Here is a 14753-nt window from a genome sequence, read left to right as displayed (position 1 = left end):
GTCATGGCAGAACGCGTCGCTTCCCCCCTCGTCCCTTCCGCTCTCACCCCTTCCACCGAGGTGTTCGAGACCCGGGAGTCCGCCGTCCGGTCGTACTGCCGGGCGTTCCCCACGCTGCTCGCCTCGGCGCACGGCACCACGCTGGTCGCCGAGGACGGCACGGAGTACGTCGACTTCTTCTCCGGCGCCGGCGCCCTCAACTACGGTCACAACCACGACCACATCAAGCGTCAGGTCCTCGCCTACCTCCAGGGCGACGGGCTGCTGCACGCCCTGGACTTCCACACGGCGGCCAAGCGCGAGTTCCTGGAGCGCTTCGGCCGGGAGATCCTGGAGCCGCGCGGACTGCACCACCGCGTCCAGTTCTGCGGCTCCACCGGCACCGACGCCGTCGAGGCCGCGCTGAAGCTGGCCCGCAAGCACACCGGCCGCTCCCAGGTGATCGCCTTCTCCGGCGCGTACCACGGCGTCAGCCGCGGCAGCCTCGCGGCGACGGCGGACAACTCGCTGCGCAAGGTGGCCGGTACGGCCCTCGGCGAGGTCACCCACCTGCCGTTCCCGGTCGGACCGCGCGGCCACTTCCCGACCCTCGACCTCCTCGAGCAGTTCCTGAGCGACGACCTGTCCGGCGTCGACGTGCCCGCCGCGGTGATCCTCGAAGTCGTCCAGATGGAGGGCGGCGTCTATCGCATCCCCGACGAGGACCTGCGCCGCCTGCGCGACCTCTGCGACCGGTACGGCATCGTGCTGATCGCCGACGAGATCCAGGCCGGCTGCGGCCGCACCGGCGGCTTCTTCTCCTTCGAGCAGGCCGGGGTCGTCCCCGACCTCATCACCGTCTCGAAGTCGATCGGCGGCCTGGGCCTGCCGATGTCGATCCTCCTCATCCGCGAGGGCCTCGACTCCTGGCAGGCCGGTGACCACCCGGGCACCTTCCGCGGCAACCAGCTGGCGTTCGTCGCCGCCTGCGCCGCCCTCGACCTCTGGCAGAGCGAGGCCTTCCTGGACCAGGCCCGGAACGGCGCCGAACTGCTCCGCTCCTTCTGGGAGGGCCACCCGCTGCCCGGCGTCGAGATCCGCAGCGAGGGCCACGCGATCGGCATCGACCTGACGCACGCCGGCGGCCGCCGGGCCGCCGACGAGGTCGTCGCCTGGTGCTTCGAGCGCGGCCTGATCGTCGAGTCCACCGGCCGCGACAAGGCGGTCCTCAAGCTGCTGCCCGCTCTGACCATGGAGCTCGACGTGCTCCGGTACGGCTGCGAGCTGATCCACGAGGGCCTGCTGACGGCGCTCTCCCACTGACGCGGCCCGCAGTCCCCCCATCCGTCACCCCACAGACTTACGAACAGGACCCACGATGACCATCCACCAGGCCGAGCAGGACACGACCGTCGCCGGCACGATCTTCCCCGAGGCCACGGTCAAGGTCGACGCGATCGACCGGCTCCACAACCCCGACCCCGAGATGTTCAAGCGCGAGTACGTCTACAAGCGCAAGCCCGCCATCGTCACCGGCCTGATGGACGACTGGCCGGCCATGGAGCGCTGGAGCCTGGACTACTTCCGCGAGCACTTCGGCGACCTGGACATCCACGCCAACCTCCAGCGGCTCGACAAGGAGCTGATCCTCGGCAACGTCGGCGGCTTCCGCGGGATGAAGCTGTCCGCGCTCCTCGACGAGATCGAGAAGAACACCGACGAGGGCCGCGCCTACTACCTGCGCGCCTACCCGGTCCACCGGATGGTCGAGCACTACCCGGGCCTCGAAGAGGACTACGACCTCCCCGACCTGGCGCCGAACTGGGCCGACATCCGTTTCAAGGCGAAGCTGCCGGCCGGCACGGTCAACCCGGCCAAGCTGCTCGGCCTGTACCTCGCCAAGCTCTTCCTCAACCGCGGCAGCGGCAAGCCGGCCTCGCGCTCCACCGTGTCCTCCCGGGTCGCGTCCGTGATGTTCGTCGGCAGCAAGGGCACCGTCACCCCGTTCCACAGCGACGGCATGCAGACCGCGGCCTACCTGAGCCAGGTCGTCGGCCGCAAGCGCTGCTACTTCGTCTCCCCGGACCAGCACGCCAAGCTGTACCCGCGCCCGTTCCGCCGCCAGTTCGGCATGGCGCAGGTCGACTACCGCCGCCCCGACCTGACGCGCCACCCGCGCTTCAAGGACGTGGTCGTGGAGGAGACCGTCCTGCACCCGGGCGAGACGCTGTACGTCCCCAGCGGCTACTGGCACGCGATCGAGGCCATGGACACCTCGATCTCGTACAGCCACCAGATCGTCGGCGAGGACAACGCGCTGGGCTGGCTGACCTGCATCCCCGAGCGCTACCTGGCGCAGATGTACTTCAAGTCCCAGGGCGGTCTGCGCAACGTGACCGGCGCCAAGGACTGGGACGACTGGGCCTGACCGTGAGCACACCTGCGAGCACGGCCACCCCCGCGGGCCACAACCTGCTGCGGGACCGCGACTTCCTGCTGTTCGCCGGCGGCCAGGGCGCCTCGGCACTCGGCGACGCGCTGAGCAAGACCGCCCTGCCGCTCCTCGTCCTGGCCCTCACCGGCTCCGGACTGCACATGGGCCTGATCGCCATGCTGTCGGCGCTGCCCATGATGCTGCTCGGCGTCCCCGCGGGCGCCTGGGCCGACCGCCTCGACCGGCGTCGGATGATGCTCTGGTCGGATGTGGGGCGCGCGCTGCTCGTCGGCGCGGTGCCGCTGGCCGCCTGGCTGGGTCTGCCGGTGCTTCCGGTGCTGTACGCGGTGGCCGTGCCGGTCGGTGTGCTGTACGCCGTCTTCGAGGCGGCCTGCCTGTCCTGCGTGCCCTCGCTGGTCGGCCGCGACCGGCTCGGCGAGGCCAACTCGCTCCTGTCGATCGGCAACGCGCTCGGCTACATCGCCGGTCCCGCGCTCGCCGGTGTCCTGGTGACGGGCATCGGCGGGGCCGGCACCCTGGGGGTCGACGCGCTGACCTTCGCGGTGTCGGCGGTCTCCCTGATGCTGATCCGCCGCCCGATGCAGACCGCGCGGGAGCAGGCGCCCGCGCCGATGCGCCGGCAGGTCCTGGAGGGCTTCCGGTTCATCGCCGGGCACCGGCTGCTGCGGGCGGCGCTGCTCTACTGGGCGGCGGTCACCTTCTTCACCTCGCCGGTCGTCATCTGCGCCACGTACTTCATCCGTGAGGACCTCGGCTGGTCGCCCGGCGTCCTCGGGGCGATCATCGCGGTCTACGCGGTCGGGGCGATCGCCGGCGCCGTGCTCGCCGGGCGGATCAGGACGGCCACCGTGGCGGTCATGTGCGCCGGCACGGTCCTCGGGAGCGTCGCGCTGCTCGTCCTGAGCGGCACCGCGTCGCTGCCGCTGGCCCTCGGCGTCGTCCTGCTCGCGGGCGGCGGGGAGTCGCTCTCCGCGATCGTCTACAGCACGCTGCGGGCGAGGCTCACCCCGGACGAGCTCCTCGGCCGGGTGACGACGACCGCGCAGGTCGCCGCGTTCAGCCTGAAACCCCTGTCCGTCCTGGCGGCCGGCATCGCCCTGGAGGCGACCTCCGGCTCCGTGACCCTGGCCGTGATCGCGGTCTCCTCCCTCGCGATCAGCCTCGCCTTCGCCGGTTACGGCCGCCGGCTCTCCGCGGCGGCCGCGCCGTCCGCCGCCGCACCCACCCCCGTACAACCGACGCCCGCACAACCGGCGCCCGCACAACCGACATCCGTACTTCCGACACCCGAAGAGGTGACCCCATGAGCGTGACCACCGCAGAGCCCGACTACGTCGTCGTGGTCAACGACGAGGAGCAGTACTCGATCTGGCGGAGCGACCGCGAGCTGCCCGCCGGCTGGGAGGCCGACGGGCCGGCCGCCAGCAAGGAGGAGTGCCTCGACCGCATCGAGACCGTGTGGACCGACATGCGTCCGCGCTGCGCGCGGAGCTGATCGTCCGCCATGACCTTGCTCCGACGGCTCAGCGCCGGTGAAGGAACCAGCCGGATCGTGTGCCTGCCCTACGCGGGCGGCAACGGCACGGTCTACGAGAGCTGGACCGGATGGCTTCCCCCCGAGGTGGAGTTGTGGGCACCCCATCTGCCCGCACGCGAACACCGGATGCTCGAAGAGCCCCTGGAGGACATGGGGCTGCTCGTCCGCACCCTGGCCGACGAGCTCGGCGCGGACCGGCGGCCGACCACCCTGTTCGGGCACAGCTTCGGCTCGCTGGTCGCGTTCGAACTGGCCCGTCTGCTCCAGGAGCGTTCGCTCCCGGTCGACTGCCTGATCGCGTCCGGGATGGTGGCGCCGAAGGTGCTGCCGCCCAGTCCGGTGCCCACGGACGCCGAGATCCTCGCCAGCCTCCGCTCGCACGGGGTGACGCCCCCGGAGTTCTTCACCCAGCCCGACCTCCTCGAACTCGTCATGCCGGGCCTGCGCGCCGACTACCGGATGGCGATGGGCTACCGGTACGCGGAGGGCCCGGAGCTCTCCGCCCGGGTGTTCGCGATCGGGGGCACCGACGACCCCGGCGTGCCCGTCGAGGGCCTCACGGCCTGGGCGGCGCACGGGCAGGGCGACTGCCCGACCCGGATGTGGGAGGGCGGTCACATGTTCCTCCTGCACCACGTGGAAGAAGTCGCCGCGTTCGTGGTCGGCTGTCATCAGCGATCCGGCACCCGCCCCCTGCAGTCAATCGAAGGATGAACATGGAAACGCGCACCCTCACCGTCCCCGGCGGCACCCTGCACGCCGTGAGCAGCGGCGCCCCGGCCGGCCCCGCCGCCGTCCTGGTCCACTCCGGCATCGCCCACGGGCAGATGTGGCACCCGCTGATGGAGGCGCTGAGCGACGAGATGTTCTCCGTCGCCTACGACTGCCGCTGCTTCGGCCGGTCGACGACGACGCTGGACGGCGAGTTCTCCGACCTCGCCGACCTCGGGAGCGTCCTCGACGCCTACGGTCTCGAGTCCGCCGTGCTGGTGGCCGAGTCGCGCGGCGCGCGCCTCGCGATCGACTTCGCCCTTGCGCACCCCGAGCGGGTGCGCGGTCTCTTCCTGCTCGCGCCCGACGTCTCGGGCTTCGACTCCCCGGTCGCGGACGAGGAGCGCCCGCTGCTCGAAGCCGTCGGGGCGGCCGAGGAGGCCTGGGACACCGCCGAGGCGGCCGACGTCCCCCGGACGGTCGAGGAGCTGATCGCACTCGAGGTGCGGCTCTTCGTCGACGGCCCCGGCCGTGAGCCGGCGCCCGAGCGGGCGTCCGTGCGCGAGGCGGTCGCCGAGATGCTGCGGCTCAACTACACGCAGCAGAAGGACACTCCGGACTTCACGCGGCCCGAGCCCGCGGCCGACCGTCTTGCGAAGCTCGACGTGCCGGTCCGGGTGCTCGTCGGCGACGCCGACACGCTCGGCATGCGGGCCACGGCCGAGGAGATCGAGCGCGCCGTCCCGCAGGCCTCGCTCGTCCGCGTCCCGGACGCGGCGCACGCGCTCACGCTTGAGCGCGAGGAGACGGTCGTACGCGAACTGCGCACGTGGTGGCGGGAACTGCGGCAGCTGCCGCAGCCCGGGGAATGACCGAGGAAAGGGCTCTGCGGTGAGCATGCTGAAGTCCCGGCCGAACACGGCCGACGCGCCGCCGGCGGAGGACCTCGGGTCCTCCGGTCCCGGCGCCGGGACCGGAGGCCGATTCGGCGGTCGATTCGGCGGTCGGTTCGACGGTCGGTCCGGAGCTCCGTCCGGCGGTCCGTCCGGCGGTCGGCCCGGTGTTCCGTCCGGCGCGAGGCGGTTCGCCGGGACCTGGGCGGTCCTGGTGCTGCTCCTGGCCGTCTCCTTCTCGCTGGCGTACGGGGCGACCCGTCCGGCACCCGACGGGGAGGCGGGCCGGGGCGCGCTGGCCACGGCCCAGCGTCTCGAGGACCTCGGCACGCACGTCGCCGCGAGCCCGCGGCTCGCGGAGGGGCTCGACCTCGTCTCCCGCGAGCTGCAGGCGATTCCGGGCCTGGAGGTGGAGCGGCAACACGCCACCGGCTCGTACCGCTTCCACGACCGTGCCGTCGACTACGCCGTCGAGAACGTGATCGCCCGCCAGCCCGGCGACAGCAAGGACGCCCTCCTGGTGAACGTCCACGTCGACTCGGCGATGGAGGGTCCCGGCTCCGCCGACGACGGCATCAACGTCGGCGCGGTGCTCCAGGCCGCCCGGCAGCTGGCCGGCGCGGACCACCACCGCACGGTCGTCTACCTCTTCAACGGCGGCGAGGAGGTCGGCCTCACCGGCGCCGACGCCTTCACCGGGCACCCGTGGGCGAAGGACGTCCGCTGGTTCCTGAACCTGGAGGCCGTCGGCTCGGGCGGACTGCCCATCCTGTTCCAGGCGGGCGAGGACGACGGCCGGCTGATCGAGCTCGCGGGCGACACCGCGCGGCCGTACGGCTCGGTCCTCGGCCAGTGGCTGTTCCAGGCGGGCCTCATCAACTCCGACACCGACAGCCGGGTGTGGCGCGCCCAGGGCTGGTCGGGCCTCGACTACGCCCTCTTCGAGGACGGCTACCAGTACCACACGCCCAACGACCGGGTCGCCGCGATCGGGGACGGTTCGGCGCAGGCGGTCACCGACCTGACCGTCCGGTTCGCCTCCGACGTCACAGGGACCGCCGACCCGGCCGGCCGGAAGCCCGCCCCGTACTACTTCGACGTGCTCTCGCGCTGGTGGGTGACCCTGGACCCGCTGCTCGTGAAGGCCGGCACCCTCGCCCTGCTCCTCGCGCTGGCCGCGCTGACCTGGCGGGCCTGCCGGGTCTGGGACCTCCGTCCCGGCCGGGTGGCGGCCACCGCCGGGGCCGCGCTCCTCGGCCTCCCGGCGGCCGTGCTCACGGGCGTGCTGGTGGGCGCCGCCCAGTCCCTGATCGGTCCGCACGCCTGGTACGCGCACCCCTGGCTGATGTACCTGGTGCCGCTGCCCCTCACCGTCCTCGGGGCGCTCGCCCCGCAGCTGCTCCTGGAGCGCCGGCGCCGGCGCCGCGCCCCGGACGGCGCCGGGCGGCCGGACGCCCGTACCGCCCTGCTCGGCAACGCCTGGGCGGTCGGAGTGCTCGGAGTGCTCACCGCCTGGCTCGGCGTCGGACCCGGCTATCTGCTGTGGATCGGCTCCGCCCTGTCCGTCCTGTCCATCGGCGGCTACCTGGTGCTTCCGGGCCGTTCGCGGGCGGTGCCGCTGCTCGTGAGCGCGTTCGTGTCGTTCGTGCTGATCGCCCAGTTCACCCGGAACCTGTTCGAGCTGGCCGTCCCGATGATGGGCCGGCTGCCCACCGCCCTTCCCATGGACGCGGCCCTCGCCGTGGCGGGCGTCCTGGTCGCCGTCCCGCTGGCGCTGGTCCTCGCGCCGTTCGCCGCCCACGCCGGCCGCCCGCCGCGCCGGTCCGGCCTCGCCGTCCTCGCGTACACCGCCTGCGGGCTCCTGGTCGTCGGGCTCGTCCAGCCGTACGACAGTGCGCACCCCAAGCTGGTCAGCGCGTTCCAGGAGCAGACCGACGGCAAGGCCCCGCGGATCGTGCTCGAAGGCCGCGACTTCTTTACGCCCGAGAGCCTCGGTGTCGTCGACCGGATCGCCCGCGACACGGGTCTGGGGGTCCGCGACGGCGGGCTCGCCGCGCGGAAGGTGTCCGTACGGGAGGGGAAGGTCTCCGTCGACACCGCCGGTGCGACCGCGCCCGTCCGGATCACGCTCGGCGCGAACCGCGCGGAGCTGGTCAGGATCACGGTGACGGGCCCCGGCCTCTCCATCGGCGGTCGGCCCTTCGAGAGCGAGGAGGCGGTGGTCGACGTCGTCGGCCGCTTCGACGGCCACACGCTGACCGTCGACCGCTCGGGTCCCGTCGAGATCCAGGTCGACCAGGTCTTCCTGAAGACCGGAGAGGACGCCGAACGGGTCCTGGCGGCGCTGCCGGACTGGACGGTGGGCCACGCGAGGACGGTCGTCACGCACACGTACAAGTCCTGAGGGGCCACCAGAAGCGCGGGGCCGGGGCGGTGTTTCACGTGAAACACCGCCCCGGCCCCGTTCGCCGTGTCAGGCGCCCTGGTGTCAGGCGGCCTCGTGTCAGACGCCCTCGGTCCAGTCGGCCGGCAGGCGGTAGTCGAGGTCGGCCTCGACGGTCGTCACGTCCATCTGGGCCTTCTGCAGCGAACCGGAGAAGTCCCAGTTCATCGACTGCCAGCGGGTGAACTGGTCGAGGACCCAGACGCCGGACTGACGGCTGCCGTTGCCGGACTTCCCGTTGCCGCCGAACGGGAGGTGGGCCTCGGCGCCCGAGGTGGAGTTGTTCACGCTGACCATGCCCGCGCCGATGCCCTGCCGGAAGCGGAACACGGTGGCCGGGTCGCTCGTCCAGACGGCGGCGGAGAGGCCGTAGCCCGGAGTGTTGGCGAGCTCGATCGCCTCGTCGAGCGTCCGGTACGTGGTCACGCCGACGACCGGCCCGAAGGTCTCCTCCAGGAAGATCCGGTCCGTCGGGCGGACCCCGTCCACGAGCACCGGGTGGTAGTACAGGCCGTCGGAGGGGTCGCCGACGAAGCCCTCACGGGGCGACTCGGCGGTGATCCTGCCGACCGCGCTCGAACCGAGCACCGTGTGGTGCTCCTCGATCCAGCTCAGCGCCTCCTCGTAGGAGCGCGCGAACTTCTCGTCGAGCAGCGGGCCGTAGACGACGCCCTCGGACGGCTCGCCCACCGCCGCGGCCCGCACCGCCTCGTCGAACTTGCGGACGAACTCGTCGTGCACGTCCTCGTGCGCGATGACCGTGCCCAGCGAGGTGCAGCGCTGGCCCGCCGTGCCGTAGCCGGAGAACAGCGCGGCCTGCACGGCCAGGTCCAGGTCCGCGTCGGGCGCGAGGACCATCGGGTTCTTGCCGCCCAGCTCCAGGCACGGGGTCTGGAGGTGGCGGCCGCACAGCTCGCCGATCCGCCGGCCGACCAGCGTCGAGCCCGTGAAGCCGACCTTGTCCACCAGGCCGCGGCCCAGCGCGGCGTCCAGGCCCTCGAAGGTCGTCTCGCCGTCCGCGTAGACCAGGTTCAGGACGCCGGCCGGCACGCCGGCCCGCCAGGCGAGCTCGGCGAGGGCGCGCGCGGTCGCCGCCGCGTACTCGGCGGGCTTCCACACCACCGCGTTGCCGCAGAGCAGCGCCGGGGCGATGTACCAGGACGGCACCGCCACCGGGAAGTTGCCCGCCGTCACGATGACGGACACGCCGACCGGCATCCGGAAGGTGAACAGCTGCTTGTCGGACATCTCGGAGGGGACCGTCTGCCCGTACAGGCGGCGGCCCTCGCCGAGGAAGAAGTCGCAGGTGTCGATGATCTCCTGGACCTCGCCCAGCGCCTCGGCGTACGTCTTGCCCACCTCGCGGGTGACGAGGCGCGCCAGGCTCTCCTTGTTGGCCTGTACGAGACGCCCGAAGGCCCCCACGACCTGACCGCGCACGGGGGCCGGTACCCGCGCCCACTCGCGCTGGGCCTGCCGCGCCGCCGCGCAGGCGTCCTGGAACGTCGCCGAGTCGGCCAGCCGGACCTCGGCGACGACATCGCTCTGGCGCGCGGGGTTGAGGGAGGCGTAGGTGTCACCGCCGCCGGGGACCTCCTTGCCGTCGATCACCGAGTTCAGCGCAGTCGGAGCCACCACTTGGAATTCCTCTCACCATGTCGGATGCGGTGGGTCAGAGTAGCCGCTGACCTGCGCGACGGGTCCGGGGCAGGGGAATCAGCGGACCCTGCTGTTCATCCAGGGGGTGAGCGAGGCGCCGGGGACCAGTTCCTTGTACGTCTCGTCGCCGGGGACCGGGACGACCAGCCACCAGCCGGGCGGGAAGAACCGGCCCTTCACATGGGCGAGGCCGCTGTGGACGGAGCGCAGGAAGGCGGGGACGGCGTCGCGGGGCACGTCCGCGAACTCGATCCCGTCCACGGTGATCCTGGCGTCGTCCTCGGGGAAGACCTGGACGGTGACCGAGGGGGAGCCGCCCAGTTCGACGTAGGCCTCGTGCGGCAGCGATCCGTCCGGGTCGAGGACGGCGAACGCCCCGGAGGAGGTGCGCCGGGAGGTCTGGTCCGCGCCGATGTCGTCGGTCACCGTCATCTCCAGGTGGAACTCCCGGGCGATCTCACGGATCGCGGTGACGGCGGCTTCGGTGGTGGGCAGATGCGGGTGAGCCATGGCAGCGATCATGCCGCACGGACCTCGGGCGGGGGCTCAGGAGGGGAAGCGGAGGAATTCGGGCGGGGGCTCAGGAGGGGAAGCGGAGGAATTCGGGCGGGACGGCGTCGGTCAGCCAGACCCCGTTGGCGCTGACGCGGAAGACGTGTCCGGCCCGCCGCATGGCACCGGCGTCGACGCTCAGCACGACGGGCCGCCCCCGCCGCGCGCCGACCCGGGTCGCCGTCTCCCGGTCGGGGGAGAGGTGGACGTGGTGGCGGGCCATGGGCCGCAGCCCTTCCGCCCGGATCGCGGGGATCCGGTTCGCGACCGTGCCGTGGTAGAGGTACGCGGGCGGTTCCGCGACCGGCAGGTCGAGGTCGACCGCGACGGTGTGGCCCTGGCTCGCCCGGATGCGGGTGCCCTCGATGGCGAAGCGCTTCTTGTCGTTGGTCGCGACGACGTGGTCCAGCTCTTCGCGGGTGAAGGGGAAGCCGTGCTCCGCGGCGGCCCGGAGCAGGGCGTCGATCTCGGTCCAGCCGTGCGCGTCGAGGACGAGCCCGATGCGCTCGGGCTGGTGGCGCAGATGCTTGGAGAGGTACTTCGACACCTTCACGGTGCGTCGTTCATCCATCTCGATTTCTTCCCCGTTCAGGTTTGATCCACAAGCAAGTGGAGTTATCCACAAGCGAGTTTGAGATTCTGTGGACAACGGGGCTGCCAGGTCAAGGCATTTATTCAGTTTCCTCGACTTTGTGCCGCCTTGCGGCAAGTGCGTCCAATGTCCTTTTGTTGACCTCTCGTTCCGTGGCCGCCGCGATGAAGGCCTCGACGCCCTCCGTGCCGACCAGGCTCTGCACGGCCCGTATCGTCCCGGCCGGGAGCGACACCGCGCGCGGCTGGTCGTCCCTCACCCGGGGCGGATCCGGCGACAGGTGGATCTGGAGATGGCGGGTGGCGAACAAGCGCATGGCCCGCGCCAGTTCGGCGTCCACGGTCTGCTGGGCGAGCGGCCGGAGGCGCCGCACCATCGTCGCCGCCTCGGTCGCGTCCGCGTCCGTCGGCGGCCGGTGCTCCAGGTAGCGCGCGAAGACGTGCTCGGTCGTGAACTCCAGGAAACGGGACGCGATGTGCTCGACCTGATCGCGAAGTTCCCTCAGATGACCGGTGATCGCCGCCAAGGGCACGCCCGCCGCGTACAACTCGGCCGCCACCGCCAGCTCCTGCGGGCTCGGTACGAGGTACTCCTCACCCTCCCGTCCCGGCAGCCGCTCCAGTACGCCGAGCTCGACCGCCTCCCGGATGGCCTCCTCGTCCGGCGTGCCCCCGAAGCGGGCGTCCAGCTCCGCGCGGGAGATCCGGTCCGCCTCCTCGTCCGTCCACGGCCCGTGGACCTCCGCGACCAGCCCAAGGACACCGCCGAGCCCCCGCCCGGTGTCCCAGGCCTCCAAGAGCTCCTTGATCGAGGCCAGGGTGTAGCCCCGGTCGAGGAGGTCGGCGATCTGCCGGAGCCGTGCGAGGTGCGCGTCCCCGTACACGTTCGACCTGCCCCGCCGCTCCGGGCGGGGCAGCAGACCACGGTCCTGGTAGGCGCGGATCGTCCGGACCGTGGCCCCGCTGTGATGGGCGAGATCCTCGATCCGGTACTCCGGCTGTGCTGACTGCTCGGACAAACCCGCTCCCACCACCCGCGTCCTCCACCCCGTCGCCGCGGGGCCCCTCCTGGGAGGGATCGTACGACCGCCGGCCCGGGACCGGTCCCTGGCGGTCACGCCGGCGCGACCACCGGCCCGGAGCAGGCCCTGCCGGTCCCGCCGACGGCCGCCACCGGCCCGGACCAGGATCTTCCGGTCACGCCGGCGTGACCACCGGCCCAGGTCCGGCCCCGTCGGTCACGCCGGCGGCTGCCAGCGGGCCAGGGCCCGCAGGGCTCCCGGGCTGAGCCGGGACAGGAAGTGGGCGCCCCGGGCCTCGGGGGTCACCGGGACGACGGCCCGGTCGTGCAGGACCGCCCCCAGGATCGCGTCCGCGACCTTCTCCGGCGGATAGTTCCGCAGGCCGTACAGCCGGGAGGCCTTCTGCTGCCGCCGCTTCTCCTCCGCCGCGTCCGTGACCCCGGCGAACCGCGCGGTCGCCGTGATGTTGGTGTTGACGATGCCGGGGCATATCGCGGACACCCCGATGCCCTGGTCGGCCAGTTCGGCGCGCAGGCACTCGCTGAGCATCAGCACCGCCGCCTTCGACGTGCTGTACGCGGGCAGCGCCCGGGAGGGCTGGAAGGCCGCCGCCGAGGCGGTGTTGACGATGTGGCCGCCCTGACCGCGCGCGGTCATCTGCGCGCCGAAGAAGCGGCAGCCGTGGATGACGCCCCACAGGTTGACGTCCAGGACCCGCTTCCACTCCTCGCCCGAGGTCTCGAAGAAGGAACCGGTGAGCCCGATGCCCGCGTTGTTGACCAGGACGTCGACGACGCCGTACTCGGCCGCCACCTTCGCGGCCAGCTTCTCCATCGCCTGCTCGTCGGCGACGTCGACCGTCTCGCCCCAGGCCTCCGGGGCACCGATCAGGCGTGCCATCTCGGCCGTCCGGGCCGCCCCCTCGGCGTCCCGGTCCACGGCCACCACCCGGGCACCGGCCTCCGCGAACGCGAAGGCGGTGGCCCGGCCGATGCCGCTGGCCGCACCCGTGACCAGGACGAGCTGGCCGCCGAACCGCTCCGCGTACTCCGGCTTCACGCCGCTCTTCCCCGCCGTCGACGCGACGGGCCGCCGAAGACCGGGCGCCCTGGTCGCCGCGTCCTCGTTGGCCCGGACGAACTCGGCGATCCAGGCGGACAGCTGGTCCGGCCGGGTGCGCGGCACCCAGTGCTTGGCCGGCAAAGTGCGCCGGGTCAGGTCCGGCACCCAGGTGCCCAGGTCGTCGTAGAGCCGCTCGGAGAGGAACGCGTCCCCGGTCGGAGTGATCAGCTGCACGGGCGCGTGCGCGTACGCGTCGGGGCGCGGCCTGCCGAGGCGGGCCCGGACGTTGTCCCGGTAGAGCCAGGCGCCGTGCGCCGCGTCGTTCGGCAGGGAGGACGTCGGGTAGTCGCCGGCGGGGACCTTCTCCAGCCGCTCCAGGACCTTCGGCCAGCGCTTGCCGAGCGGGCCGCGCCAGGCGAGCTCCGGCAGCACGGGCGTGTGCAGCATGTACACGTACCAGGACTTGGCGCCCTGGCCGAGGAGCTGGCCGACCCGGCGCGGGGTGGGCCGGGTCATCCGCTGCTTGATCCAGTGCCCGAAGTGGTCGAGCGAGGGCCCCGACATCGAGGTGAAGGAGGCGATCCGGCCCTCCGTGCGCGAGACGGTGGCGAACTCCCAGGACTGCACCGAGCCCCAGTCGTGGCCGACGAGGTGGACCGGCCGGTCCGGGCTGACGGCGTCGGCGACCGCGAGGAAGTCGTCCGTCAGCTTCTCCAGCGTGAAGCCGCCGCGCAGCGGGACCGGCGCCGTCGACCGGCCGTGGCCCCGGACGTCGTACAGCACCACGTGGAACTCCTCGGCCAGCCGGACCGCGACCTCCGACCACACCTCCTTGGAGTCCGGGTACCCGTGCACGAGCAGGACGGTCGGCCGGTCCGTGCCGCCGAGCTCGGCGACGCACAGCTCGATCCCGCCCGTCCGGACCCAGCGCTCCCGCGCCCCGTTCAGCCCCGCCATCAGACCGCCCCCTCGTTCCAGCGCCGCACGTGCGGCAGATCGTCGTCCAGCCAGAAAGCACTCTGCTCGGGGTCCCGGGAGTCGGTGACGACCAGGATCTCCTCGAACTTCGCGCCCGTCCCCCGGAATCCGAGGTGCGGCTCGACCGCCCACAGCCCGGGCATGGGCGGGTGGTCGGAGAACTTGTACGGCGACCAGAGCGGGGACCAGCCGTCCCGGTGGCCGTGCAGGGCGTCGCTCGCGAGCCCCTTGAGCGACTGGGTGCCGAAGCCGAAGAGCGTCGGCGCCCAGCGGCGCTCCTTCACCCGGTCGATCTTGTGGGCGATGACGCCGAAGGGGTAGGCCCGGTGCCGGTTCGCGTACCCCTGGCGGACCATGAGCCGGTCCACGTCCTCGTATATCTCGCGCAGCGTGCGGCGCTCGCGCACCTCGCGCAGGATCAGCTCGCGGTGGGCCTCCAGGTCGGCGAGCAACTTGTCGTGCAGGGGGTCGAGGCCCAGGCAGCCGCTGTAGCCGATGTCGGCCGTGTACCCCTTGTAGACCGGCGCCATGTCGAGGATGAACGGCATCCCCGCCTCCAGGCGCCGGTTCGTGGGGAAGAACTGCAGGGGGATCCTGAAGTCCACGAAGGCCGTGCGGTCGCCGAACCAGGCGAAGGGCCGGTGGAACCAGTCCCGCACGCCCCGCTCGTGGAGCCACTCCCGCTGCATCCGGGCGGCCTCGCGCTCGGTCACGCCCGGCTTGAGCTGGGCCGCGACGGCTTCCGCGCACTCGTAGGAGAGCCGCTGTACTTCCCTGAACCCCCGCAGCTCCGCGGAGAGTTCGCCTGTCACTGCTGAGGCCATGCCACCCGCCGTCCCGTGTGAGCGCCCGGATGCGCTACGCGTTCGTA

13 protein-coding genes are annotated in these 14753 nt (G+C 72.3%); 7 read left to right on the top strand and 6 right to left on the bottom strand.

Features of this window, described 5'->3' with window-relative positions:
- Positions 1 to 3: 3 nt before the first annotated feature.
- The 7 genes from BLW86_RS18590 (at position 4) to BLW86_RS18560 (ending at position 7979) form a co-directional block, all read left to right on the top strand.
- Positions 4 to 1302 (top strand): diaminobutyrate--2-oxoglutarate transaminase, encoded by a 1299-nt coding sequence (locus BLW86_RS18590; RefSeq protein ID WP_093878731.1) that lies wholly within the window; start codon positions 4 to 6, stop codon positions 1300 to 1302.
- Between the two features lie 55 nt (positions 1303 to 1357).
- On the top strand, positions 1358 to 2407 hold the full coding sequence (locus BLW86_RS18585; protein WP_093875075.1) for a cupin-like domain-containing protein: 1050 nt from the start codon (positions 1358 to 1360) through the stop codon (positions 2405 to 2407).
- Positions 2408 to 2409: 2 nt separating this feature from the next.
- The gene (locus BLW86_RS18580; protein ID WP_177181692.1) at positions 2410 to 3741 is read left to right on the top strand and encodes an MFS transporter; all 1332 of its coding nucleotides are present in this window, start codon (positions 2410 to 2412) and stop codon (positions 3739 to 3741) included.
- The gene (locus BLW86_RS18575; protein WP_093875073.1) at positions 3738 to 3929 is read left to right on the top strand and encodes an MbtH family protein; all 192 of its coding nucleotides are present in this window, start codon (positions 3738 to 3740) and stop codon (positions 3927 to 3929) included. Before BLW86_RS18580 ends, BLW86_RS18575 begins: the two co-directional genes overlap by 4 nt.
- A gap of 9 nt (positions 3930 to 3938) precedes the next feature.
- Positions 3939 to 4685 carry a thioesterase II family protein gene (locus BLW86_RS18570; RefSeq protein ID WP_093875072.1) on the top strand — a complete coding sequence of 249 codons (747 nt, stop codon included), beginning with the start codon at positions 3939 to 3941 and terminating at the stop codon, positions 4683 to 4685.
- 2 nt (positions 4686 to 4687) lie between these two features.
- Positions 4688 to 5554, top strand: a complete 867-nt coding sequence (locus BLW86_RS18565; RefSeq protein ID WP_093875071.1) for an alpha/beta fold hydrolase — start codon at positions 4688 to 4690, stop codon at positions 5552 to 5554.
- A 235-nt stretch (positions 5555 to 5789) separates the two neighbouring features.
- Positions 5790 to 7979, top strand: a complete 2190-nt coding sequence (locus BLW86_RS18560) for a M28 family peptidase (RefSeq protein WP_177181691.1) — start codon at positions 5790 to 5792, stop codon at positions 7977 to 7979.
- A 99-nt stretch (positions 7980 to 8078) separates the two neighbouring features.
- On the opposite strand, the gene BLW86_RS18555 is transcribed toward BLW86_RS18560, so the two are convergent.
- The 6 genes from BLW86_RS18555 to BLW86_RS18530 all read right to left on the bottom strand — a co-directional run bounded on the left by BLW86_RS18555 (position 8079) and on the right by BLW86_RS18530 (position 14706).
- Positions 8079 to 9656 (bottom strand): aldehyde dehydrogenase family protein, encoded by a 1578-nt coding sequence (locus BLW86_RS18555; RefSeq protein ID WP_093875069.1) that lies wholly within the window; start codon positions 9654 to 9656, stop codon positions 8079 to 8081.
- A 78-nt stretch (positions 9657 to 9734) separates the two neighbouring features.
- Entirely contained in the window at positions 9735 to 10187 is a 453-nt protein-coding gene (locus tag BLW86_RS18550) for a hypothetical protein (protein ID WP_093875068.1), read from the bottom strand.
- Between the two features lie 70 nt (positions 10188 to 10257).
- On the bottom strand, positions 10258 to 10800 hold the full coding sequence (locus BLW86_RS18545) for an RNA 2'-phosphotransferase (protein ID WP_093875067.1): 543 nt from the start codon (positions 10798 to 10800) through the stop codon (positions 10258 to 10260).
- A gap of 100 nt (positions 10801 to 10900) precedes the next feature.
- A complete protein-coding gene (locus tag BLW86_RS18540; RefSeq protein ID WP_093878730.1) occupies positions 10901 to 11839 on the bottom strand; it encodes a MerR family transcriptional regulator in 939 nt (312 codons plus the stop codon).
- Between the two features lie 219 nt (positions 11840 to 12058).
- A complete protein-coding gene (locus BLW86_RS18535; protein ID WP_093875066.1) occupies positions 12059 to 13861 on the bottom strand; it encodes an SDR family oxidoreductase in 1803 nt (600 codons plus the stop codon).
- On the bottom strand, positions 13861 to 14706 hold the full coding sequence (locus BLW86_RS18530; RefSeq protein WP_093875065.1) for a M24 family metallopeptidase: 846 nt from the start codon (positions 14704 to 14706) through the stop codon (positions 13861 to 13863). Before BLW86_RS18530 ends, BLW86_RS18535 begins: the two co-directional genes overlap by 1 nt.
- Between the last annotated feature and the right edge of the window lie 47 nt (positions 14707 to 14753).

This window comes from Streptomyces sp. TLI_105, from assembly GCF_900105415.1.
Lineage (GTDB): Bacteria > Actinomycetota > Actinomycetes > Streptomycetales > Streptomycetaceae > Streptomyces.
This window is presented reverse-complemented; position numbering and strand designations above follow the sequence as displayed.

What these genes read in the sequence shown, in the direction of transcription:
- BLW86_RS18575 (WP_093875073.1), top strand. Translation starts at nt 3,738, where the DNA reads ATGAGCGTGACCACCGCAGAGCCCGACTACGTCGTCGTGGTCAACGAC.
- BLW86_RS18585 (WP_093875075.1), top strand. Translation starts at nt 1,358, where the DNA reads ATGACCATCCACCAGGCCGAGCAGGACACGACCGTCGCCGGCACGATC.
- BLW86_RS18530 (WP_093875065.1), bottom strand. Translation starts at nt 14,706, where the DNA reads ATGGCCTCAGCAGTGACAGGCGAACTCTCCGCGGAGCTGCGGGGGTTC.
- BLW86_RS18535 (WP_093875066.1), bottom strand. Translation starts at nt 13,861, where the DNA reads ATGGCGGGGCTGAACGGGGCGCGGGAGCGCTGGGTCCGGACGGGCGGG.
- BLW86_RS18565 (WP_093875071.1), top strand. Translation starts at nt 4,688, where the DNA reads ATGGAAACGCGCACCCTCACCGTCCCCGGCGGCACCCTGCACGCCGTG.
- BLW86_RS18545 (WP_093875067.1), bottom strand. Translation starts at nt 10,800, where the DNA reads ATGGATGAACGACGCACCGTGAAGGTGTCGAAGTACCTCTCCAAGCAT.
- BLW86_RS18570 (WP_093875072.1), top strand. Translation starts at nt 3,939, where the DNA reads ATGACCTTGCTCCGACGGCTCAGCGCCGGTGAAGGAACCAGCCGGATC.
- BLW86_RS18590 (WP_093878731.1), top strand. Translation starts at nt 4, where the DNA reads ATGGCAGAACGCGTCGCTTCCCCCCTCGTCCCTTCCGCTCTCACCCCT.
- BLW86_RS18550 (WP_093875068.1), bottom strand. Translation starts at nt 10,187, where the DNA reads ATGGCTCACCCGCATCTGCCCACCACCGAAGCCGCCGTCACCGCGATC.